General features: G+C 72.0%; 15 protein-coding genes. 2 read left to right on the top strand and 13 right to left on the bottom strand.

Annotated elements, in window-relative coordinates; translation table 11 throughout:
* Positions 1-63 precede the first annotated feature (63 nt).
* From AB0877_RS27755 to AB0877_RS27715, 9 genes are all read right to left on the bottom strand, one after another.
* Positions 64-3168, bottom strand: coding sequence for a M14 family zinc carboxypeptidase (locus AB0877_RS27755; RefSeq protein ID WP_366612507.1), 3105 nt, complete (start codon positions 3166-3168; stop codon positions 64-66).
* 256 nt (positions 3169-3424) lie between these two features.
* Positions 3425-5308, bottom strand: coding sequence for a nucleoside-diphosphate sugar epimerase/dehydratase (locus AB0877_RS27750; protein WP_366612506.1), 1884 nt, complete (start codon positions 5306-5308; stop codon positions 3425-3427).
* Between the two features lie 104 nt (positions 5309-5412).
* On the bottom strand, positions 5413-6663 hold the full coding sequence (locus AB0877_RS27745) for a glycosyltransferase family 4 protein (protein WP_366612505.1): 1251 nt from the start codon (positions 6661-6663) through the stop codon (positions 5413-5415).
* Positions 6660-7913 (bottom strand): glycosyltransferase family 4 protein, encoded by a 1254-nt coding sequence (locus AB0877_RS27740; protein ID WP_366612504.1) that lies wholly within the window; start codon positions 7911-7913, stop codon positions 6660-6662. The genes AB0877_RS27745 and AB0877_RS27740 overlap by 4 nt, the downstream gene beginning before the upstream one ends.
* A gap of 17 nt (positions 7914-7930) precedes the next feature.
* Positions 7931-10804 carry an O-antigen ligase family protein gene (locus AB0877_RS27735; RefSeq protein WP_366612503.1) on the bottom strand — a complete coding sequence of 958 codons (2874 nt, stop codon included), beginning with the start codon at positions 10802-10804 and terminating at the stop codon, positions 7931-7933.
* The gene (locus AB0877_RS27730; protein ID WP_366612502.1) at positions 10801-12024 is read right to left on the bottom strand and encodes a glycosyltransferase family 4 protein; all 1224 of its coding nucleotides are present in this window, start codon (positions 12022-12024) and stop codon (positions 10801-10803) included. The genes AB0877_RS27735 and AB0877_RS27730 overlap by 4 nt, the downstream gene beginning before the upstream one ends.
* A gap of 72 nt (positions 12025-12096) precedes the next feature.
* On the bottom strand, positions 12097-12741 hold the full coding sequence (locus AB0877_RS27725) for an acetyltransferase (protein WP_366612501.1): 645 nt from the start codon (positions 12739-12741) through the stop codon (positions 12097-12099).
* Positions 12738-13886, bottom strand: a complete 1149-nt coding sequence (locus AB0877_RS27720; protein WP_366612500.1) for an aminotransferase class I/II-fold pyridoxal phosphate-dependent enzyme — start codon at positions 13884-13886, stop codon at positions 12738-12740. Before AB0877_RS27720 ends, AB0877_RS27725 begins: the two co-directional genes overlap by 4 nt.
* Entirely contained in the window at positions 13883-14596 is a 714-nt protein-coding gene (locus tag AB0877_RS27715) for a sugar transferase (protein WP_366612499.1), read from the bottom strand. The genes AB0877_RS27720 and AB0877_RS27715 overlap by 4 nt, the downstream gene beginning before the upstream one ends.
* A gap of 239 nt (positions 14597-14835) precedes the next feature.
* On the opposite strand from AB0877_RS27715, the gene AB0877_RS27710 reads away from it, so the two are divergent.
* Entirely contained in the window at positions 14836-15783 is a 948-nt protein-coding gene (locus AB0877_RS27710) for a DUF389 domain-containing protein (protein ID WP_366612498.1), read from the top strand.
* Here the strand turns inward: AB0877_RS27710 and AB0877_RS27705 are convergent.
* The gene (locus AB0877_RS27705) at positions 15713-16180 is read right to left on the bottom strand and encodes a hypothetical protein (protein WP_366612516.1); all 468 of its coding nucleotides are present in this window, start codon (positions 16178-16180) and stop codon (positions 15713-15715) included. The genes AB0877_RS27710 and AB0877_RS27705 overlap by 71 nt on opposite strands.
* A 403-nt stretch (positions 16181-16583) precedes the next feature.
* Positions 16584-19052: a Tex family protein gene (locus tag AB0877_RS27700; protein ID WP_366612497.1), complete on the bottom strand. Its 2469-nt coding sequence runs from the start codon at positions 19050-19052 to the stop codon at positions 16584-16586.
* A 155-nt stretch (positions 19053-19207) separates the two neighbouring features.
* On the opposite strand from AB0877_RS27700, the gene dgt reads away from it, so the two are divergent.
* A complete protein-coding gene (gene dgt / locus AB0877_RS27695; RefSeq protein WP_366612496.1) occupies positions 19208-20719 on the top strand; it encodes a dGTP triphosphohydrolase in 1512 nt (503 codons plus the stop codon).
* Positions 20720-20850: 131 nt separating this feature from the next.
* Here the strand turns inward: dgt and AB0877_RS27690 are convergent, their stop codons facing one another.
* Positions 20851-21990 carry an MBL fold metallo-hydrolase gene (locus AB0877_RS27690; RefSeq protein ID WP_366612495.1) on the bottom strand — a complete coding sequence of 380 codons (1140 nt, stop codon included), beginning with the start codon at positions 21988-21990 and terminating at the stop codon, positions 20851-20853.
* A 123-nt stretch (positions 21991-22113) separates the two neighbouring features.
* Entirely contained in the window at positions 22114-23118 is a 1005-nt protein-coding gene (locus AB0877_RS27685) for a serine hydrolase (protein WP_366612494.1), read from the bottom strand.
* Positions 23119-23225: the final 107 nt, after the last annotated feature.

Genomic DNA, 23225 nt, shown 5'->3' with positions numbered 1-23225 from the left:
GGGACCTGGTGGACGTGATCGACCTGCCGAACAGGACCCAGGGATACCGACGCACCGCCGCCGTCAGGGGCGGGGCTGCCCGGTGAGGTGGGTCAGCGAACGGGCGACCAGGTCGTCGCGGGCCGCCGGGGGCAGGCCCTCCAACCCGAAGCCCAGATACACGGTGTCCCCGGTGACCACCACCGAACCCTCCTCGAACGCCTGCTGGCTGCGCGACCAGTCGTTGGCGTTGCCACCGGAGCCGGCCGGTGGCCCGGCCACCGTCCAGCCTCCCAGGTCGGCGGACTCGAAGGAGGTCTCCGCCACCGTCGACCCGTCGACCACCACCCGGGCGTCGTCCAGGAAGACGCCGAGAGCCTGGGTCGACCAGTCCGAGGCGTACGTGATCGACACCTCGACCTGTTTGCCGGCGTACGCGGTCAGGTCGACAACGAACTCCTTCCAGCCGCCCGACGTCCCGGTCGCCGCGTTCCAGCTTCCGGTGCTGCCGGTGGGGGAGCAGCCCTCGCCCTGGTAGTGGGCGAGGAACGGGTGCAGCAGGTTCCAACCCGAGGCGCAGCTCTCCCCGGTGACCGTGCTGGTCTTGCCGTTGACGTCCGGCAGGGTCGTCCACTGGTCGCTGCCCACCTCGTGCGCCTCGACGAAGAGGAAGTCCCAGTTCTGCTCGATCTCGTACGAGGTGAAGAAGCGCAGTTCTGCGCTGCTCGCCCCACTGAGGTCCACAGTGCGGGTGAGCCGCTTGTACGACTCGTCGGCCTGCCCGCTGTGCAGGTACCACTCACCCGTGCGCGGGTCGAACGGCGCGCCACCCGGTCGGGCCCAGCCCACCGGCGCGGAGCTGGCGAACTGCGGGAACTCGTCCGGCGGCAGGAAACTCGACGTGGTCAGGAACGACGCGGTGTGCCCCTGGTTCTCCGCCGAACCGGGGGCGTTGAGCTGCCCGGTGAAACCGGTGAACGCGCCGTCGCTTCCGGCGACCGGGAACGGCTCTCCCTCCGGCGCGGTGCCGCCGTCGCTGACGTAGGTGTGCGCCCCCAACCAGTACTGCTGGAAGTCGTTCAGCAGCGGCAGGCAGGCGAGATCGTCGGCGTCGGTGCACTCCGGCGGCGCGTCCGGGTGGTAGACGTACGAACCGTTGGCACCCTGGGCGAACAACGCGTACTGGCCGCTGACCAGGAGCTTCCCGCCCTCGTTCAGGTAGTCCCGGACGGCCAGTTCGGTGTCCAGCGCAGCCCTGGCCGTGGTGCCGGCGACCTGGCCGGGGGAGCGCATGATGATGTCGTCACCGGTTTCCCACACCACGGCCCGGTAGTGCGACAGGACACCGAGCGGGTGCGGAGCCTTGCGGCCCATCGCGTCGAAGTCGTACACGTCGCTGGTCCGCCCGGCGGCGCTCAGCGATGCCGCGACCTCGTCCGCGTACTTGGCGGTGGTGCCGGTCTGCGCCGGGCTGAGGCCGGTGACGTCCTCGGCGGCGAGGATCAGCACGTCCCCTCCGACGTCGCTGTGCACCCGGTAGGTGAAGTGTTCGCTTGCGACCACTCCGGACCGGGGCTTGTTGCCGGTGAACCAGACCTCCACCCGGTCGCCCGGCTTCGTGCCGCCGACCCTGCCGCGAAGCTCCGCGTAGTAGTCGTCGTGCGTGCCGCCGTACCGCTCACCGCCGCGCCACTCGCGGACCGCGACGGTCTTCGGCCGCCCGCCGTTGACCATGTAGTGCATCTTCACGTTCTTCAGCGCCCGCCGGGTGATCGCGGCGACCTGCTGGGTGCGCCCGTACGAGGTGTCGAAGGCGTCCACCACGAAGTCCGGGGTGCTCCGTCCGACGACCGAGACCGGCTCGTCCGGGTCCGCCGCCGACTTGGCCACGGCCAGCGCGAAGGGCAGGTTCTTGCTGACCTCCCCAGCGATCAACTCCTCGTCGTCGGGGAAGATGAAGCCGCTGACGCAGTCCTCCGGGCGCCACTCGTCGTCGGGGTCGACCGCCGAGGCGGCCTCACACGTGGACATCTCGGGGGTGAAGCCCAGCGTGCCGTACCGAACAGTGGCGTGGCTGTCGGTGTCACCGTTCGTGGTGTAGAGCTCGGCGGAGATGTCCGGGTCGTAGCCGGGCACCGCCGGGCGCGCGTCGTCACCGGCCATCGCCTTGTAGATCTCGTCGTCCGGGGTGGGAGTGCTCACCTGCCAACCGAGGCCGTAGAGCAGCAGTTCGGCTGCCGAGTGGTAGTTGACGAAGAACTCGAACCCGACCCGCTTGAAGAGCCGGTCCAGTGCCTTGGTCTCCGGTTCCGAGTTGGGGCCCGGGCCCCGGTAGGTCTCGCTGTTCGGCTCCGGTGACGAGCCCTCGTTGTCGTACCCCCACTTGTAGCTGAAGTTGCGGTTGAGGTCGACGCCGTCGCTGGCGCTGATCTGGCCGTCGCCGTTGTTGTCGCGCAGGTTCTTGCGCCACAGGCGGTTGCCGGGGGTGAAGGTGTGGTCGTAGCCGTCCGGGTTGGCCACCGGCAGGAACCACAGCTCGGTCGTGTCCAGGAGTCTGGTGATTTCCCGGTCGGTGCCGTAGCTGTCCAGGACGTGGTGCATCAGTCGACGGGTCATCTCCGGGGTGATCCACTCGCGGGCGTGCTGCGCGCCGGCGTAGAGCACGGCGGGCCGCTTCCCGTCCTCGACGGTCCGTGCGTTCCTGGTGACCTTGACGGCGACGATCGGTTGGCCCTGCTGCGTGCGGCCGATCGTCTCCACCTTGGCCAGCTGGGGATATCGGGCCGCTGCGGCGTTCAGCTCGTCCCGCAGGCCGCCCGGCTCCCCATAGGGCCGGAACGCCGTCCAGCCCGCCGCCGCCTGCTCCCGCAGCGCCTGCGACGCGTCCTTGCCGCGCACCTTCTTCACCGCCAACGGGACGCCCTGGTCGGTCAGCCGTTTCGCCTGCCGGCGGCTGAGCACCGTCTCCACGGTCGTGCGGCCGGAGGCGTCCGCCTTCGCGTCGTGGCCGAGGTCGACCCCCACCGCGCGCAGTTGCTCCCGCTGTTTCGCGTCGACAGTGCCGACGTACACCTCCAGGCCGTCGCGGACGCCCGGGTCGGACGGCGGCCGCGCGCTGGCCGGTGGGGTCAGTGCCAGTGCGCCGAGCAGGGTGACCACGCCGGCGATCGCCAGTCGTCTCGGTCTCATCGCGCCTCCTTGGGTGAAGGACCTGTAGGCGCGAGCCTTCGGTGTGTTGCTATCGATGTCAATCAGTCGATGGTCGTTTCGTTGCTGACCGTGTCGGCGTTGGTGCCAGGTGTGACGCTCAACGCGGGGCGGGCCGACGGCGCGGGTGGGCGCTCGTCGACCACCTCGCGATGATCGGGTCGGGCCGGGAAACCGGGACCCCGCAGGCGCGCCGGGAATCCATCCCGGACGTCACCTGCGGGGTCGGTGTCGGTGCTCAGCCCGCGCTGGGCGCCGGGGCTGTCGACTTGACGGCCTGCTGCGCGACGACGCCAGTCGACTGGGCGCACAGCCACGCGAGCCGGTCGATGATCTTCTCGGGGTCCTCGAACGGATCCAGCGTGGTGATCTCGATGGGGTCGAGTGGGGGCACTTCCACGTGCGAGATGAGCGGGTGCAGCGGGCGCAGGTCCCGCTCGCCGGCGCCGATCAGGTCCTCGTGGAGCTTCTCGCCCGGCCGGAGCCCCGTGTAGACGATCTGGACCGGTCCGGGTGCCTGGCTCGCCAACTGGCGAGCGATGTCGTCGATCCGTACCGGCTCGCCCATGTCGAGGACGAGCGCCTCGCCGTCGCGGCCGATGCCGGCGGCCTGGAGCACCAGGTGCACCGCTTCCTGCACTGTCATCAGGTAACGCGTCACGTCGGGGTGGGTGACAGTGATCGGCAGGCCCGCCTCGATCTGGGCCCGGAACGCCGTGACGACCGACCCTCGGCTGGACAGGACGTTGCCGAAGCGGACGCTGAGGAACGTGCCGCCGTGCGTCGCGGCGGCGTTCGCGGTCAACCGCTCCGTGATCCGCTTGGAGTAGCCGAGAACACTGACCGGGTCGGCGGCCTTGTCGGTCGAGATGTTGACGAACCTCGCCACGTCGCGGCACGCGTTGAGCACTGTCTGCGTGCCGAACACGTTCGTCTTGACCGCCTCGCCCGGGTGGCGCTGCAGCAGTGTCAGGTGTTTCAGGGCCGCCGCGTGGAACACGATCTCGGGTCGGCGTTCCGCCATCACCCGCCGGATCCGTTCCTCGTCGCGCAGGTCGGCGAGGATCAGCTCGGGGCTGTCCAACATCGCCCGGCCCGACATCGACAGTTGCAGGGCGTGCAGGGCCGACTCGTCCCGGTCGAGCATCATCAGTTCGCCCGGATCGGCCCGCATGATCTGGCGGCACAGCTCGGAGCCGATAGACCCACCGGCGCCGGTCACCAGGATCCGGCGTCCGCGCAGCTGGGACTCCGCGTCCCGGAGGTCGCCGATCACCTGTCGTCGTCCGAGCAGGTCCGCCATGTCCGGGTCGCGAACGTCGTTCACGGTGATCCGGTGGTCGACGAGTTCCCGTACCGAAGGAAGGATTTTGAACGTCGCCCCGGTCTTCAGGGTGCTCTCGCGAACCTCGTTGATCAGTTCGGAGTCGGCGTTGGCGGCGGAAAAGATCACCATCTTCGCGCCGGTACGCCGCACGACCGTGTCGATGTCGGAGCGAGAGCCGAGCACGCGCACGCCGGCCAGCGACAGGTGGCGTTTCTGCGGGTCGTCATCGAGCATGCCGACGGGCAGGAACTGCCCTGCCGGATCACTCAGCATGGCCCGCAGCAGTCCCTGACCGGCGGAGCCCGCGCCGAAGAGCAGCACCGGCTCGGCGCGGCCGGCGTCCGGGCGCAACGTCCGGTCGCTGCGGCTGCGGTACGCCAGACGGGTGGCGAGCATGACGGCCAGCGCGATCACCGCGCCGACGAGCGGCGTGCTCGCGGGCACCGGTCGGGAGGTCATGGGCACGAGGGCGATCAGCAGGAGTACGCCGGTGGTGAGGGCCGTGTTGGCGAGCCCCTGCATCTCCTCGACGCTGCCCAGGGGATGCCGGCCGGACAGGTTGCGGCGAACGGCGGACACGGCGACGTGCGCTGCCGCGGCGACCACGCCCATGCCGATCGCGCGGGCCAGGGCGGGGCCGGTGAGCGAGAACTCGAAGCGCACCCACGCGGCGACGGCGAAACCCGCGATCCAGGCGAGGGTGTCCGCGGCGAGGAGGCGGCCGGCCAGTCGAAGGTTGCGATGCGACCGGCCGAGGCGTATGGAATCGCTGGGGCTTGTCCCCAAAGGTTGCATGTGGAAACTCCTGCTGCGATAGCGGCCCATCCGGGGTTAAACCACCAAGATGGTCTTATTGGCGTCTACCAAAACTAATCACTTTATGACGGGTTTATCGCTGTTCACGAAGTTTGTCCCGCTGCTGACCTGGCCGACTGTCGTGGCACCACCGCCCCCCGCAGCACGTCCTCGAACCGTTCGAAGAGCAGGTCCCGGTCGAACTCGTTGGCGGCGACCACCCGCGCCGCGGCCCGCGCCGCGGCGGTCCTGGCCGGATCGCTGACGAACGCGCCAGCGAGCGTCGCCGCCGCGGCGGGATCTCCCGCGGGCAGCACGAGTCCGGCGCCGCTACGGCGCAGGATGTCGGCGATCCATCCCTCGTGGTTGACCGCGACCGGCCGACCGGCGGCCCACCCGTCGAAGACCTTGTTGGCCGAGTTGGCGTGCAACGCGGGCTCGTCGCGCACCGTCGAGACGGCGAGATCGCAGGCACCGAAGAACGCCACCACCTCGGCCTTCGGCACCTGGTCGACCATGAACAGGTTCCGGTCCAGGACGTCGGACGCGGCTGCCTGTGCGCGCACCTGTGCCGTCTCCGCGCCCTGCCCGACGATCGCGATCCGCACGTCGGGGTGGTCACGACGCAGCGTCTCGGCCATCCGCACCAGATAGCCCACGTCGTTGACGAACCCGAGCGTCCCCGCGTACAGGATCAGAGGACGGTCGCCCAACCACGGTGTGCGATCCCGAAGCGCTCGGCCGGCGGCGTCCGCGTCGGCGAACAACTGACGGTCGCAGCCGTTGGGAATGACCGTCACCGCGGCCTGGGGGTGCCGTGCCCGGACGCCCGCCGCCATCCCCGGCGACAGCGCCAGGATGTGAGCGGCGTTGCGGTAGGCCCACCCCGCCAGACCGGTGGCCGCACGTCGCGTCAGTGGCGACCGCAACGCGCCCAGCGCGATCGGCACCTCCGGCCAGAGATCGCGTACCTCCAGCACCAGCGGCGTCCGGCGGCGGCGGGCGGAGTAGACAGCGGGCAGCGCGATGGTCAGCGGCGTGCTGGTCGCGAAGACGACGTCCTGCTCCAGCGACGCCGCGCGCGGAGCCGCCAACCGGGCGAACTGCCCGAAGGCCGAGAGCCGCTCCCGGAAGGACATCGCGTTGCGATAGGGGACAGCCGCCCAGTGCACCACCACGCCCGCCTCGACGGTGGTCCGCCAGGTCTGCCGGGCGCCCGACGAGGGCTCGGTGTCGCTGGTCACCACGTGCACGTCGTGGCCGTTGCGGACCAGACGGCGGGCGAACTCGTACGACCGGGTGCCGCCGGACATGGCCGGTGTGCGGAAGTACTGGTGCAGGTAGACGATCCTCACCGGGTCACCCCGGCTCGGTCGGCGCTCAGCTGTCGGTAGGACTCCTGCACGACGGAGACCTGGCGGGACCAGGACTCCGACGTCTCGATGAAGCGTCGGTTGCGCTCTTGCAGAGTCGGCTCCAGCGGGCGGGCGGCCATGAGTTGTTCCGCCAGCGCGGTCTCCAACGGCCCGGTGAGGATGTCGGCCGCCATGCCGTCGTCGACCATCTCGCGATACGGCGGCAGATCCGCGAGCAGAAGCCGGCAACCGGCGAGCGCCGCCTCCAGCACCGTGCAGCTGCGCTGGTCGAAGCGAGGAACGGAGATGCTCACCTCACTCGCCCGCATCAGCCGGAAGGTGTCCTCCGGTGTCAGAGACCGGTCCAGGACCGTGACCCGCCCGGGCAGGCTCGCGGCGAGTTCGTGGGCTTCGGCGACGCACCGTCGCTGCGCTGCGGCGGCCGCCGCCTCGGCGGGACGGTGCCCGGCCAGGACGACGAGGTGCAGGTCGGGACGAGCGCCGGCCACCCGGGCGAACGCCCGCAGGACCTCGGAGGTGCGGTAGACGGGACCGGCCGTCCGGGCGGCGAACAGCACTGTCGCGTCGGCCGGGATGCCGAACTCGGCCCGCACCGATGCCGGCGTCACGGTGTCCCGGAGCGCGAACAGCTTGTCGTCCACTCCCCACGACACGGTCTGGGTGCGGTCCGCCGGTATCCGGTAGCGCTCGATGATCTCGGTACGGACCGACTCCGCGGTGGGAAGGACGAGGTCGCAGCGGCGAAGGGCGGCGCGGGCGACCCATCTGCGGACCCGCGACCGGCGCGCTGACTGCAGGTCGACTCCCCAGGGCGTGACCACCCGGGCGGGTCGACGCGGGGCCAGCAGCGACAGCAGACCCGCCATCCCTACCGAGTGCACGTGCAGCACGTCGGGGCGAGCCTCGCGCGTCTGCCGCCGCAGCCACCAGCCGGCGGCGGCGAGCTGCCACACCGCTCCCCACCGTCCCTTGCGGGTCCGGCCGGTCCCGGGCGCCACGCGCAGTTCGACGCCGTCGATGGGCTCCGCGTCGATCCAGCTGACCGCGATGACCGGATGACCGCGTTCGGCCAGGGCGACCGCCCACTTGCGGGCGTGCAGCGAGCTTGCGCCGCAGAGCAACATGACGGACGGAAGTACGGGCGTGGGGGCCGGGCCCGGGGCGGCCCGCTGCCGACGCGGCTGGTCGTGGCTCTCGATCGTCGGTGTGTCGGGACGCGTCGCGGTCACCTTCGTCTCCTTCATGATCACGTCAGGACCTTGTCGGTGGCGGACCGTCCGCGGCGCAGGCCGTAGCCGCTCTGGTCGGGCGTCCAGGCCGGTCGGGTCCGCACGGAGTGCTTCGGCCCGGCGGGACGCGGGTCGGTCACGCGTTCCGGCTCGGCCTGCGAACGGGCCGTGGCGGCGGCCAGGAGCAGCACGAACGGGATGAGCACCGGCAGGGTGAGCAGCGGCTCCCCGAAGAGGCTGCACCCCCCGATCGCAGCCATGCCGAGCACTGCCGCCTCCGCGCTCTGGTCGCCGGCGCGCAGGCGTCGACGGGCCTGGCGGACCACGATGAACAGGAGCCCGCCGACCAGGAGGACGCCGACCAGCCCGGTCTGGGCCAGCACCGTGAGGTAGGTGTTGTGGGCGTGGTTGAGGCTGTCGAGCTGCACGTCGACCGCGGCCACGGTGACCTCGGGCTGGAAGTACTCCGGCAGGTGGGCCCGGAAGTTCTGGAAACCCACGCCGGCGAGAGGGTGGTCGGCGGCCATCCGCAGGGCACTGAGCCACAGGTCGAGGCGTACGCTGCTGGAGCTGTCCAGCCTCCCGTCCACTGTGGTGTACGAGATCCGCTCGGCCACCTGGTCCGGCACCAGTTGCACCCCGGTCAGGCCGACGGTGAGGACGACGACCATGCCGGTGAGAGCCAGGGCCACGGTGCGCCGTCGCTGGATCGCGAAGCAGAGCAGGAGCAGCGCTCCGCCGATGTACGTCGATCGGCTGTAGGACAGCACCACGCTGACGACCACGGCGGCGATGGCCGCGACGGTCAGGACGCGGGCTGTGCCCGACACGCCCGGCCGCAGCCGGGCCAGCAGCACGGCGAGCGCCAGCAGCAACATCGGCCCCCACGCGTTGTGGTTCAGGCTGCTGAGGGATTCGGCGAGGTCCGGGTTCTCCTCGGCGAGCACCGGCGCTCCGATCAGGGCGAGCGCGGCGTGGAACAGACCGACGCCGGTCGCCGCGACCGCGAACACGAGCAGGACGGACCGTGAGCGGGCTCGGGCAGTGTCGATGAGTGGAATACAGGCCAGGGGTATCGCGATCGCGGCGACCGACCGGAACGCCTGGTTGGGTTGGCCACCGATCGTCACACCGAGAGCGAGGACGCAGGTCAGGCCGGCCACGATGAGGACGGCGGGGGTGCTGCGGCGGGTCGCCCGGCCACGGAGCAACGTGCCGACCAGGGTGCAGAGGATCAGCGCCAGCAGCGGCGTGGTGCTGCTGGCCGCCGGGGCGATGGGCAGTTGCGACGCGGGCACCGCCAGAGCGATGCAGTAGAGGCCGAAGCCGGGCAGGATGATGACGAGCACCACCACGGCGAGGGCGGCCAGCCGCAGCAGGAACGAGGTGTCCTGCACCGCCACCACACCGGCGGCCATGCCGGCGACGAGTACGCCGGCCGCTCGTCCCCACGCCGGCAGCAGGGAGTCGCGGTCCGGTGTCGTTGGCCTCGCGTGCCGGCCGCCCCGTTCAGTCGTCATTCTGGCCGGACCGTTTCTCCGGCCCTGGACAGGCCGGTAGTCGAGGAAGGCCCAGCCGACGACCAGGCCGTAGAGGACGTATCCGGCCGACACGGCGACGCCCGCGCCGAGCGTGCCGAAGCGTGGGATCAGGACGACCATGGCGAGCAGCCCGCCGATGGCGGCGCTGACGGCCGCCAGGGTCGGCGGGCCCGGACGGTCGACGGCCGTCAGGTAGCTCTGCGCGGTGCGGGCGACCGCGAGCACGATGAGGCCGGGCAGCATCGCCCAGAGCACCGGTACGGCCTCGGCGAACTGCGGGCCGAAGAGCAGCGGGAAGGCCAGCGGCGCGACAGCGGCCAGCAGCCCCGCCCCGACGGCGGTGATGAGCAGTGTCTGCACCGACATCCGACGGACCGTGTGCCAGTCGGCGCCGCCGTGTGCGACCGCCGGCACCAGGATGAGACTGAGCGCCACCGGGAGCACCAGGAGCATCTCGGCGAACGGCACCGCGACCGAGTAGACGCCGACGGCGCCGGCACCGGCCACCAGGTGGATGGCGGGGACCTGGCTGCGCACCATCGCGAACTGGGCCAGGTTGGGCGCGTACACCCGGCGGGCGAACGCCCGGTACGCGGGCCCGTCCTCAGGTGTGCCGGGGTCGCGGCTCAACGGCAGAGCGCGGACGAGCAGCACCGTCGCGGCGCAGAGCTGGCCGACGAGGTACGCGCCGATGACCGTGTCGGTGTCGGCCCGGTCGGTCACCGTCAGGGCGACGAGCAGCAGTCCGTAGACGAGCAGCCCTCCGATGACGGTCCAGTTGTAGACCGATGCGCGACTGCGGCCGATCTCGGCCGTGCCGAGCAGCGAGGAGAGCAGCACCACGGGGCCGAGGCTCAGCGCGAGGGCGAAGGTGACCGGGTCGAGCCCGATCCGGACGGTTGGCCCGACCACCAGCGCCAGCGCCCCCCAGGCCGCTGCCACGCCGACTCCCACCGTTGCGACGTGGCGCAGACTCCACCAGACGGTTCGACGGTGGGCGGCGGCCGAAGCCCCCGCGAAGCGGAGGTTGGCCGTCTCCATTCCCACCGTGAGGACCGCTCCGAAGATCGCCGCACAGGCGAGGACGACCGCCACCACACCCCGGTCGTGCGGGCCGAGGACCCGGGCCGCCAACACGCCGGTCGCCAAGCTGACGGCCAGGAGCACGACCCTGGTCCCGACGGACCCGGCGGCGGCAGCCGACACGCTCTGCTCCGAGGCACGCGCCGACGGGCCGGGACCGGTGGTGGGCTGGCCGCTTGCGGCGAGGTCCCGACCGCCTGTCACCGCCGGCCCGGTATCCGCACCGGGGCTGACGCCCGGACCGAGGGGCGGGGTCGCGGCCGTCACCGGGCCACCTCGCGTGGGAGGCCGGCCTGCGGCAGTGGACGACCGTCGAGCGCCGCCCGGTAGATCGCCTCGATGTCGGCGACCGTCCGCCCGATGTCGAAGAGGTCCAGACAGCGGCTGCGTCCGAGCCGGGCCATGGCAGCCCGCCGCTGAGGATCACGCAGCAGGTCGGCGACGGCATCGGCCAGCGCCTCCGGGTCTGCCGCAGGCACCAACAGGCCGCTCTCGCCATGTTGCACGGTGTCGGGCAACCCGCCGACGTCGCTGGCCACCACGCCGCGCTCCATCAGCAGCGCCTCGATGGTGGCGTACGACGCGGACTCCTCCAGCGACGGTGTGACCGCCACGTCGAGACCGGCCAGGACACTCTGCACGTCGCTGCGGCGACCGGTGAAGTGCACGCGCTCGGCGACGCCCAGTCGGACGGCGCGTTCCTCCAGCTCACGCCGGTAGCCCACGTCGCCGGTGAACTCGTCGCCGACGACGAAGAGGTGGGCGTCCGGCACCCGGTCCAGCAGGCGCGGGGCCGCGTCGAGGAAGACCTCGTGGCCCTTGAAGCCGATGTCCTGGAACGCCTGGAGTCGGCTGCGGTACATGTGCGCGAGCATTCCGACGGTGGGGGTGGTGGCGGTCAGCCCGAACTCCGCCCGGAAGGACTCCCCACTCGCGGTCGGATCGAGCCGGTGCACGTCACACCCGTAGTGACTGACCGTCACCGCTCGCGCGCCCAGGCTCCGGTACCGTTCGGCGAACGCGTGACACGACCCGATCAGGACGTCCACCCGGCGCAGGGTGGCGCGATCGATGCGGTTGAACAGCGGGCTGCGCAGGTGGACGGTGCCGGCGATCTGGTTGACCAGCAGCGGTCGACGGGCGGCGAGACTGGCCAGGCGGCAGACGATGTTCGCCTTCACCAGATGGCCGTGCACCACATCGGGGTCGAAGCGCCGGACCAGGCGGACGAGACGCAGTTGTGCCGCCGCGACCCGGGGGAGCTGCCGCGGGCGCCAACCGGACATCGACACGATCTCGGTACGGACCCCGGCCGCCCGGAGGCGGTCGGTGAGTGGGCCCTCGCCCGGTACGACAGCGCAGACCTCGTGGCCCAGCCGCGCCAACCCGGTCACCTGGTCGTAGAACCAGTCCCCGCCGACGGCCGTACTTGTCACCTGGAGAACGCGCAGTGGCCGGTTGCCGGCACCGCGGCGGTGTGTGCTCACGTCCTGCTCCTCGTGCCGGACCACATGGGCGCGGCGTCGGTGTCGATCCCGTCTGGTCTCGGTCAGTGCTGGTCAGCGCGCCGGTACGCCCTTGACCACGACATCGGCGGGAACGTCTCTGGTCACGCAGGCACCCGCTCCGACGGTGGCGTCGCTACCGATGCGCAGCCCCTGGAGCACCGCGGCGGTGGTGCCGATCAGCACCGCCTCGCCGAGCTGGCAGTCGCCCGAGACGGCAGCGAGTGGATTCACCGAGACGAAGTCGGCGAGAGCGGTGTCGTGGCCGACCGTCACGTTCTGGTTGAGATGCACGTGCCGGCCGATGGTCACGTTGGTGGTGACCCGGGCGCCGGCGAACGCCAGGAACCCGGGGCCGTGTTCCGTGTCCGGCCCGACCGTCGCGGCGGGGTGGATGAGGCTGGTCGCCGGCGTCCCGTAGGCGTCGACGCGCTGGGCCACCGCCCGTCGGGTCCGAGGGTCCCCGATGCCGATGACGTGATGGGTGTCGGCAGGGGCGTCGCGCAGCCACGGCAGCCCGCCGAGGTACGGGACGTCCAGTCTCTGCACCCGTTTGAGGTTCTCCTCGCTGGGTCGGTCGTCGACGAAGCCGACCAGGTGCCATCGGGGTCGGCCCGCGGCGGCGTTCATCGCCCGAGCGATGCCCAGCGCCTCGCGTCCGTGTCCACCGCAGCCGACGATCACCAGTGGAATCGTCATGCCGCCGGTACCCCGCTGTGGCTGGTCAGGAACTCGTCGATCGCCTCGAAGACCCGACCGACCTGTTGCTCGGTCAGGCCGCTGCCACTGGGTAGGGCGAGGCCGTGGGTGAAGAGCCGGTCGGCGGCCCCGGTGAGCAGACTCTCGGCACCGGCGAAGACGGGCTGGCGGTGCATCGGGTTCCAGACGGGCCGCGTCTCGATGCTCCCGCCGGCGAGGTGGGCTGCCAGGTCGGCGGCTCGCCAACCGCAGTGCTCGTCGTCCACCGTGATGACGGTGAGCCAGCAGTTGGAGTCGACGTCGTCGATGCCGACCAGCTCGACGCCGGGCACCGGTGCGAACACCTTGGCGTACTGGTCGCGTAGTTGACGGCGGCGGGAGATCATCCCGTCCAGCCGGACCAACTGGGCCCGACCGAGCGCGGCCAGCAGGTTGCTCAGGCGGTAGTTGTAGCCGGTCTCGCGGTGCTCGTAGTGCGGCGTCGGTTCCCGCGCCTGCGTGGCGAGGTGGCGGGCCTTGGCCAGCAGTGCCGCGTCGTCGGAGACGAGCATCCCACCGCCGGAGGTGGTCATGATCTTGTTGCCGTTGAAGGAGAGCGCCGCGACCTGCCCGAAGGACCCGGCCGGGCGGCCTCGGTGGTGCGAGCCGAGCGCCTCGGCGGCGTCCTCGACCAGCGGGACGCCGGCCTCGGCGCAGAGCGGGACGAGCCCGGTGTAGTCGACGCAGCTGCCGAACATGTCGACGGGCACGACCGCGCCGACCCGCTCGCCGCGGGACCGCAGCCGTCGCAGCAGGTCGTCGACCAGGCCCACGTCCACGTTGCCGGTGCGGGGGTCACAGTCGACGAAGACCGGGCGGGCACCGATGTAGCGGACGGCGTTGGCGGTGGCGATGAAGGTGAGGGTGGGCACGATGACCACGTCGCCGGGCCCGACGCCGACGCCGAGCAGCGCCAGGTGCAGGGCGGCCGTCCCGGAGTTGACGGCGACCGCCCCTCCGGTGCCCACCCGCTCGGCGACGTCGTGTTCGAACGCCTGGAGGTCGGGGCCGACCGGGGCGACCCACCCCGAGCGGAGGGCGGCGACCAGGTACGACTCCTCCAGCGGCCCGATGTCCGGCGGGGACAGGTACACGGTCTCCCTCATCGGGCACCGCCCGAGCCGGTGGTAGCGGTGGTCGAGGTGGTGCGTGCGGGCGGGGACCAGTGCGGCGTACCCATGAACTCGGGAGCCGTGACGGACCCCGCCGCGGAGATTCCCTCGCGCCGCAGCACGGTCCGCACTGTCGCGACGAGAATCGACAGGTCGGTTCTCATGGTGTGGCTGTCCACGTACCGCACGTCGAAGTCCAGCTTCTCTTCCCAGCTGATGCTGTTGCGTCCGCGCACCTGGGCCAACCCGGTGACGCCGGGGCGCACCTCGTGTCGTCGGGCCTGGTGGGGGGAGTAGCGACCGAGGTATTCGGGCAGCAGTGGCCGAGGGCCGACCAGGCTCATGTCGCCCCGCAGCACGTTCCAGAGCGTGGGCAGTTCGTCCAGGCTGCTGGCGCGCAGCCAGCGTCCGAGCGGAGTGAGTCGGTCCCGGTCGCCGAGCAGGCCGAGGCTCAGGTTGGGTGGCCGCATGGTGCGGAACTTGACCATCTCGAAGGGCTGGCCGTGCAGTCCGGCACGGCACTGGCGGAACAGCACCGGGCGGCCGAGGCCCACCGCGACCAGCACCGTCACCACGAGCAATGCCGGTGACGACAGGATGAGAAGGACTGCCGCGACGACGACGTCGACGATCCGCTTACCCCGCTGCGGGCTGGTCCGGGGCAGCGACAGGTCGGCGTCGACGAGACCACCAGGCACCGGCACGTTGGACCTCCCATGCGATGTTCACAAAAGGTACGTATTATTCATAGCAGGACAGACCGTATGGCGAGGCTGATTAGCGACGCTCGGTCCGCATTCCCCCGATCAACCCCGAAACCCCGTAGTCGGACACGGCCAGATCCGTGCCCTTGTGCAGCTCTTGCGGCCGATGGACCGAGCGGTAGAGTCGCGGCGACCGGTCGGGCGAGGGAAGAACCAGCCGGTCGGGCGAGGGAGATGACGTGTTGCACCTGAGGGTGGTCGCGCCGGAGGACCGGTCGGCGGAGGTCGTCGACATGCTGGCCGAGGAGCCTGGGGTGACCCATCTGGCCGTGCTCCCCGGTGCCGCCCGGCAGCCACCCGGCGACCTGATCCTCTGTGACGTGGTGCGGGAGAGCGCCGACCGCGTACTGGGGCAGTTGCAGCGGATCGGCGTGGACACCGACGGCGGCATCGCGGCCGAGGACGTCGAGTTGACCATTTCCGCGGCGGCCGACCGGGCGGCGGACAGGGCCCCGGGCAGCGGGGCGGACGCGGTGGTCTGGGACGAGATCGCCGCGAAGACCGGCGAGCAGACCGAACTGTCCGGCACCTACCTCGTGCTGATCGTGGTGGCCACGATGATCGCCGGCATCGGTGTGTTGCTGGACCAGCCGATCCTCATCGTCGGGGCGATGGTGGTCGGCCCGGAGTTCGGCCCTCTCGCCGCGCTGTGCGTGGCGCTGCTGCGCCGCCAACTCGGGGTGGTCGGCCGCTCCGTGCAGGCTCTCGCGGTCGGCTTCCTGGCGGCCATGGTGGCGACCGTGCTGAGCACCTGGGCGCTGACCGCCGCCGGTCTGGTCAGTCGGGAGATGCTGCTGGACGAGCGTCCGCTCACCGACTTCATCTGGCGGCCGGACGCGTTGTCCTGGGTGGTCGGTCTACTCGCCGGTGTCGCCGGCATGCTCTCGCTGACGTCGAAGAAGTCCGGCAGCCTGGTCGGCGTGCTGATCTCGGTCACCACGGTGCCGGCGGCGGCGAACGTGGCGGTGGCGGCCGCCTACGGAGTGTGGGACGAAGCGGGAGGCTCGGCGCTCCAACTGGTGATCAACCTGAGCGCGATCGTCCTTGCCGGCCTGCTCACCCTCGTGGTGCAGCAGGCATGGTGGTGGAACCTGGCCCGGCGGGCCCGTCGTCCAGCAGCCGGCTGAGCAGCGTCCGCAGCGGGATCGACTCACCGTCGCGGCCCCCCGCTCCGACGACCAACGGCGCCGGGCTGGGCTGCGGGTCGACGCCGAACAGCCGGGCCCGCAGACCTCCCGGCACGGTCAGCAGGTGGAACCGGCCGGTCACGTCCACCGCGCGGGTCTCGGCCCGGTCGACGTACCACCCGGTCAGCCCGGTCCGGTAACGCCCACGCCCGTCGTACCCCCGGGCGACCAGCCGGGTGGTGCGCAGGCCCCGCCGGGTCGCCTCGGCCACGAACCAGGCGACCAGCTCCGCCGCCTCCGCGTGCTCGGCGGCCCGCCGCCGCGCGTCCGCGTCGGCGTGCGCCCGCACCGCCTGCCGCTGCTGATCCCGCCACTCCCGGTCGTCTCGCTGACCCACGACGCCGACGGTACGCGAGTCCACTCGGTCGAGCACGGCCCGCAGCGTGTGCCGGGCGACGCCGGCCATCACCGGGTTCGTCACGAGTACGGCAGCGCATTGATCGCCGGTGGTTCGCCGGTGGGCAGCGCCTCCACCAGGAACCTCGCCCGCTGCCACCGCCGCTGCCAGTGCGGGTCGCCGCCCCCGGCCGTTCTCGGCAGGGGCTGGGCTCACCTTGACGGCGCGATGGCTCCAGATCTTGGACAGTTTCCGTCCTGACAGAACGGAAACTGTCCAAGATCTGCTGTGCCTCGGCGTTGTGATGGCGAGCGCCGTGGCCGAGGTGCCCGGACGGCCGCCCGTTCGGCCGTGTTCCGGTCACCGTCCGCTCGGCCGTATTCCGGTCACCTCTCGCGCTGGGTCAGGCCAGTCCGGCGCGGCGCAGGGCCTCCGCCATCGCGTCATTGGCCGGCGCGGGTGCGCCCTGCCGTTGCCCGCCGCGACCACCCGGCTGCCCGCCGCTTCGACCGCCCTGCCCACCACGACCGCCCGATGAGCCGCCGCGACCGTCCTGCCCGCCGCGACCGCCCTGTCCACCGCTACGACCGTCCTGCCCGCCGCGACCACCCTGCGGCGCGCGCTGCGCCGGGCCGCCCCGCCCCTCCTGACCCGCCCGACCACCACCGCCGCCACCACCGGCGGCGGGTTCGTCGTCCAGGCGCAGGGTCAGTGAGATGCGCTTGCGGGGTACGTCCACGTCGAGCACCCGGACCTTGACCACGTCGCCGGACTTCACCACCTCGCGGGGGTCCTTCACGAAGGTCCGGGACATCGCCGAGACGTGCACCAGGCCGTCCTGGTGTACCCCGACGTCGACGAACGCGCCGAACGCGGCCACGTTGGTGACCACGCCCTCCAGCACCATCCCCGGGTTCAGGTCGCTGATCTTCTCCACCCCCTCGACGAAGGTGGCGGTGCGGAACTCCGGGCGGGGATCGCGGCCCGGCTTCTCCAGCTCGGCGAGGATGTCGGTGACGGTGGGGAGACCGAACCGGTCGTCGACGAAGTCGGTGGCCCGCAGCCCGCGCAGGATGCCGCTCTTGCCGATCACCGAGCGCAGGTCCTGGCCCGTGGTGGAGAGGATGCGACGCACCACCGGGTACGCCTCGGGGTGCACGCTGGAGGAGTCCAACGGGTCGTCGCCACCGGGGATGCGCAGGAAGCCGGCGCACTGTTCGAACGCCTTCGGCCCGAGCCGCGCCACCTTCTTCAACTCGGTACGCGTGCGGAACGGCCCGTTGGCGTCCCGGTGCAGCACGATGTTCTCGGCCAGGCCGGCGCCGATCCCGGAGACCCGGGTCAGCAGCGGCGCGGACGCGGTGTTGACGTCCACCCCGACCGCGTTCACGCAGTCCTCCACGACCGCGTCCAGCGACCGGGACAGCTTCACCTCGGACAGGTCGTGCTGGTACTGACCGACGCCGATCGAGCGCGGGTCGATCTTGACCAGCTCCGCGAGGGGGTCCTGGAGGCGGCGGGCGATGGAGACCGCGCCGCGCAGCGACACGTCCATCCCGGGCAGCTCCTGCGAGGCGTACGCGGAGGCGGAGTAGACCGACGCGCCGGCCTCGGAGACCATCACCTTGGTCAGGCCGAGCTGCGGGTGTCGGGCGATCAGATCAGCGGCGAGCTTGTCGGTCTCGCGGGAGGCCGTGCCGTTGCCGATCGCAATCAACTCCACCCCGTGCGCCCCGGCCAGCCGGGCGAGGGTCTCCACCGACGCGTCCCACTGCCGGCGCGGCTCGTGCGGATAGATCGTGTCGGTGGCGACCACCTTGCCGGTGGCGTCCACGACGGCCACCTTCACGCCGGTCCGTAGTCCCGGGTCGAGGCCCATCGTGGGCCGGGTGCCGGCCGGCGCGGCCAGCAGCAGGTCCCGCAGGTTGGTGGCGAAGACCCGGACGGCCTCCTCCTCGGCCGCCTGCCACAGCCGCATCCGCAGGTCCGCGCCGAGGTGGATGAGGATCCGGGTACGCCACGCCCAGCGGACCGTGTCGGCCAGCCAACGGTCGGCCGGGCGGCCGGCGTCGGACACCCCGAACCGGCCGGCGATGGCCGCCTCGTACCGGGTCGGGCCGGTCGGTACGGCGTCCGCCTCGCCCGCCTCCTCCGACTCCATGGTCAGGTCGAGCACGCCCTCCTTCTCGCCCCGGAACATCGCCAGGATCCGGTGCGAGGGCAGCTTCGGGTACGGCTCGGAGAAGTCGAAGTAGTCGGCGAACTTCGCGCCGGCCGTCTCCTGACCCTCGCGTACCCGGGAAACCAGCCGGCCCCGCGACCACATCTGCTCGCGCAGCGTGCCGATCAGGTCGGCGTCCTCCGCGAAGGTCTCGATGAGGATGGCCCGGGCGCCCTCCAACGCGGCGGCGGCGTCGGCGACGCCCTTGTCCGCGTCGACGTACCCGGCGGCCGTCAACCGAGGGTCCTGTCCCGGGTCGGCCAGCAGCGTCTCGGCCAACGGGGCCAATCCGGCCTCGCGGGCGATCTGCGCCCGGGTCCGCCGCTTCGGCTTGTACGGGAGGTAGATGTCCTCCAGCCGGGACTTCGAGTCGGCGGCCATGATCTGCGCTTCCAGGGCCTCGTCCAACTTGCCCTGGCCGCGGATCGACTCCAGCACCGCGGCCCGCCGCTCGTCCAGCTCGCGCAGGTAGCGCAGCCGCTCCTCCAGGGTGCGCAGCTGGGTGTCGTCGAGCAGGCCGGTGGCCTCCTTGCGGTAGCGGGCGATGAACGGCACTGTGGCGCCGCCGTCGAGCAGCTCCACGGCCGCCCGCACCTGACGCTCGGCCACGCCGAGCTCGTCGGCGATCCGGTGATGAACAGACTGGGTCACGATCTCGATCCGCCTTCGGGAGTGGGTACCGGTTGCATTCTGCCGGGCGGCCCCGGTCGCTGTCGCCGCGCCCGGCCGGGGCGGCAGACCGCACCGCACCGCCCGGCCGGGGTGACCGGCGGCGGTCCCGTCGGGCCTGCGCTAGCGTTGCGATCATGGAATCTGCTGCGGAGCCGCGTGCCCGGCGGCTCTTCGGCGGCAGCGCCCGGGCCCTCGGCGACCTCACGGCCAACCCGTTCCGGGCCGACCGGGACCGGATCGTCGGCTCGCCGTTCTTCGCCCGCCTCGGTGGCGTCACCCAGGTGATCAGCCCGGTCGGCTCCGGGCTGCTGGTGCACAACCGGCTCACCCACAGCCTCAAGGTCGCCCAGGTGGCCCGGGCGGTCGCCGAGCGGTTGGGCGCCGACGAACGCTGGCGTGACCTGCTGGACAAGCTCGGCGGCTGCGACCCCGACGTGGTGGAGGCGGCGGCGCTCGCCCACGACCTCGGCCACCCACCGTTCGGGCACCTGGGCGAGCGGGTGCTGGACCGGCTGGCCCGCCAGCGTCTCGGCCTCTCCGACGGTTTCGAGGGCAACGCGCAGTCGTACCGCATCGTCACCAGCACCGAGATCCGGGGCGCGGCCACCACCGGGTTGGACCTGACCGCTGCGGTCCGCGCGGCGATGCTGAAGTACCCGTGGACCCGCCTGGACCACCCGGACCCGCACCCGCGCACCATGGACCCGCCGCCGCGCGGCGCCACCCCGCCGCCGGACGACCCGGAGAGCGGGTCGTCGAAGTTCGGCGCGTACCGGACCGAGCTGGACGACCTGCGGCAGGCCCGGGCACCGTTCGCCGACCGCATCCCGGACTGGCAGCAGACCGTGGAGGCGTCCGTGATGGACACCGCCGACGACATCGCGTACGCCATACACGACGTGGAGGACTTCTACCGGGTCGGGGTGCTCCAGCAGGGTTCGGTCTCCGCGGAGTTGATGGCCTGGCAGCGCGAGAGCGGGCAGCTGCGGGCGATCACCGACGCGGCGCTGGCCACGGCTGCCCGGCGACCCGGGGCGGCGATCGAGCGGCTACGCCGGCAACTGCACCGCAAGGACGCCTGGATCGCCGACGACGACGCGTTCGCCGCCGCCGTCGAGCACGTCCGCGAGGAATTGGTGGACGGGCTGCTCGCGATGCCGTTCGACGGCTCGATCGAGGCCGAGCAGTACGTGGCCCGGTTCTCCGCCCGCTGGTCCACCCGTTTCGTCGAGGCGATCACGGTCACCGAACAGCCGTCGGTGCGCTCCGGGCACGTGCTGCTGGGCTGCGCCCAGTGGCACGAGGTGCAGGTGCTCAAGTTCGTCCACCACCGGTTCGTGCTGGCCCGCCCGGACCTCGCCCTGCACCAGCGCGGCCAGGCCCGGCTGCTGGGCACCCTGGTCGAGGCCCTCTGGGAGTGGCTGCTCGACCCGGAGGAGGAGTCCCGGCTGCCCCGCCGACTGCACGACCTGGTCGAGCTGGCCGAGGCGGAGCTGCACCCGCGTACCCCGGACCGGATCGGTCGGGCCCGGGGCCGGGCCATCGTCGACTTCGTCGCGCAGCTCACCGACGGTCAGGCGGTGGCCATGCTGGACGCGCTCTCCGGCCGCTCCGGCGCGCTCTGGACCGACGCGTTCGTGCTCTGACCCGACCGGCGGTGCCTGCGACAGCCCGCCCCAGTCGATCCTGCGACGGCCCGCCCCAGTCGATCCTGCGACGGCCCGCCTCAGGCGATCCTGCGACGGCCCGCCTCAGGCGACGCCTGCTCTGGGGTGCCTCAGGCGACGGCCTGCCACCACCCGTCGACGGCGGGCGGCTCGTCGACGACGACCCGCTCGCCGGGACGGGGCACGGCGAGGCGCACGTCGCGGGCCTTCGCCTCGGCCCACAGCCGGTCCACCGGCTCGGACCAGTCGTGCAGGGCCAGGTTGAAGGTCGCCCAGTGCACCGGCACGAACAGCCCGCCGCGCAGGTCGAGGTGGGCGCTGACCGCCTCCTCCGGGAACATGTGGATCGTCGGCCAGGCCCGGTCGTACGCGCCGATCTGCATCAGCGTCACGTCGAACGGCCCGTGCTCGGCGCCGATCTCGGCGTACCCGTCGAAGTAACCGGAGTCGCCGGTGTAGAAGACCTTGCGGCGCGCGCCGGCCACCACCCACGAGCTCCACAGGGTGCCGTCGCGGCGCAGCCCGCGTCCGGAGAAGTGCTGGGCGGCGGTGGCGGTGATCTCCAGGCCGGCCACCTGGTGCGACTCGGACCAGTCCAGCTCGATGATCCGTTCGGCGGGTACGCCCCAACGGTCCAGGTGCGCGCCCACTCCGAGCGGCACCAGGAACGGCGCGGACTGCCCGCCGAGCAGCGCCCGCACGGTGGCCATGTCGAGGTGGTCGTAGTGGTCGTGCGAGATCAGGATGGCGTCCAGCGGGGGCAGCTCGTCGATGCCCACCGGCGGTTCGTGCAGCCGGCGTGGGCCGACCAGACCCGAGGGGGAGCAGCGTTCGCTCCAGACCGGGTCGAGCAGCACCCGCCGGCCCTCGATCTCGATCAGCGTCGAGGCGTGGCCGTACCAGACGATGTTGAGCTCGTCGGCGGCCTGCGGCTCGTCGGCGCTGGGGCGCAGCAGCGGGACGGCTGCGGTCGGACGCCGCTTCTGCTTGCCGAAGATCAGCTCGCGGACCAGGTTGCGCCCCGGCTCGGCGACCATCGTGCGGGTGCCGGCCCGGTTGTGGAAGGTGCCATCGCGGAACTGCGGCGAGCGGGCCGCCCGTTCGGCCCGCGCCCCGCTGAGTCGGCCGCCCAGCGCCGCCGGCACATCCCGGGCGACCCAGGCCAGGCCGGCCAGCGCGGCCAGGCCGGCGACGCCCCGCATCCGCCGCCCGAGCGACCGTTCGACGTCCGTGTTCTGCGCTCGTGCCATTGCCGTCCCTCCGACGTGTCCGCCCTACACGGTAGTCACCCGGACCGACCCGTGCCTCGGTGGTGGCCACGCCGGGTCGGCCGCCGCGGCGACGACCGACCCGGGACGAGGTTGAGAGCCTGTTCAGCCGCCGTTGCTGGGGCGCCGGGCGGTGATCCGGAACGTCGTGCCCACGCCCGCGATCCGGTCCACCGCCGCCAGGAACTTCGGGCCCATGGCGGCCCGGGCCTGCACCGCCGGGTGGGTCGCGCCGAAGTCCTCCGGGTTGGCCTGCCCGTCGGCGAAGAGGGCGTAGGTGAGCACCGCCGCGCCGGAGCGGTCGAAGATCACACCGGCCTCGTGGCGGGCGTCGGCGTACCAGCCGGCCTTCGTGGCGATCCGGGCCCGCTCGTCGGAGGACATGGTGCGTCGGATGCCGTCGGTGAACGCCACCGGGGAGCGCAGGAGGCCCAACAGGTACGTCGTGGAGGCGGGGGAGAGCAGCGTGCCGGCGACCAGGGCGCGCAGCAGGTCGTGCGTCTCCCGGGGGGTGCTGGTGCCGAGGAAGAACCGGTTCGGGTTGGCCACCGGCTGGACCTGGGTGTTCGGGAAGCCCTTGGCGACCAGGATGGAGTTGATCTCGGCGGCCGGGGCGACCAGCCCGCACAGCCGCACCGCCGTGTCGTCCGAGACGGTCAGCAGGTTGGCCAGCACGTGCCCGATGGTGACCAGGCTGGGGTACGCGCCGTCCAGGCTGAAGATGCCGTCGCCGCCCGGCACGACGATCGCCGCGGACACCTCGACCTGCTGGTCCAGGGTGAGCAGCCCCCGGTCGACCTTGTCGAGCACCGCCGTGGCGACGGCGATCTTGTTGACGCTGTACGCCTCGATCCGCCGGTCCGCGTCCGCCTCGACCGCTACCACCGGCGCACCGGCCGGGTCGGCGACGCTGACGTACGCCTGCCAGTTGCCGCCGGCCTCGGCGCTGTGCTTGGCGAAGACGGAGGCGACCCGACGGGCGGCCCGAGCGGGGGTGGTCGGCGACGCCTCGGTGGTCTCAGCCGCGCTCGCCGGGGCGGCGGCGCCCAGCACGGTGCCGGCGGTGGCCACAGTGCCCAGTCCGAGTGCCGTTCTGCGGTTCAGTCGCATGGTGAATCGTCTCCCCGATCGTGGTGTGCCTGAGCGCTTGCTGGCCCACCACCCTAGGCGAGTTGATCGATGCACGATGCCCCCGAATATGTCCCGAACAGTCCCGA

It is taken from the genome of Micromonospora sp. NPDC047644, from assembly GCF_040704315.1.
Lineage (GTDB): Bacteria > Actinomycetota > Actinomycetes > Mycobacteriales > Micromonosporaceae > Micromonospora.
The sequence above is the reverse complement of the archived record's forward strand: the minus strand, read 5'-3'. Positions and strand labels throughout refer to the sequence as shown.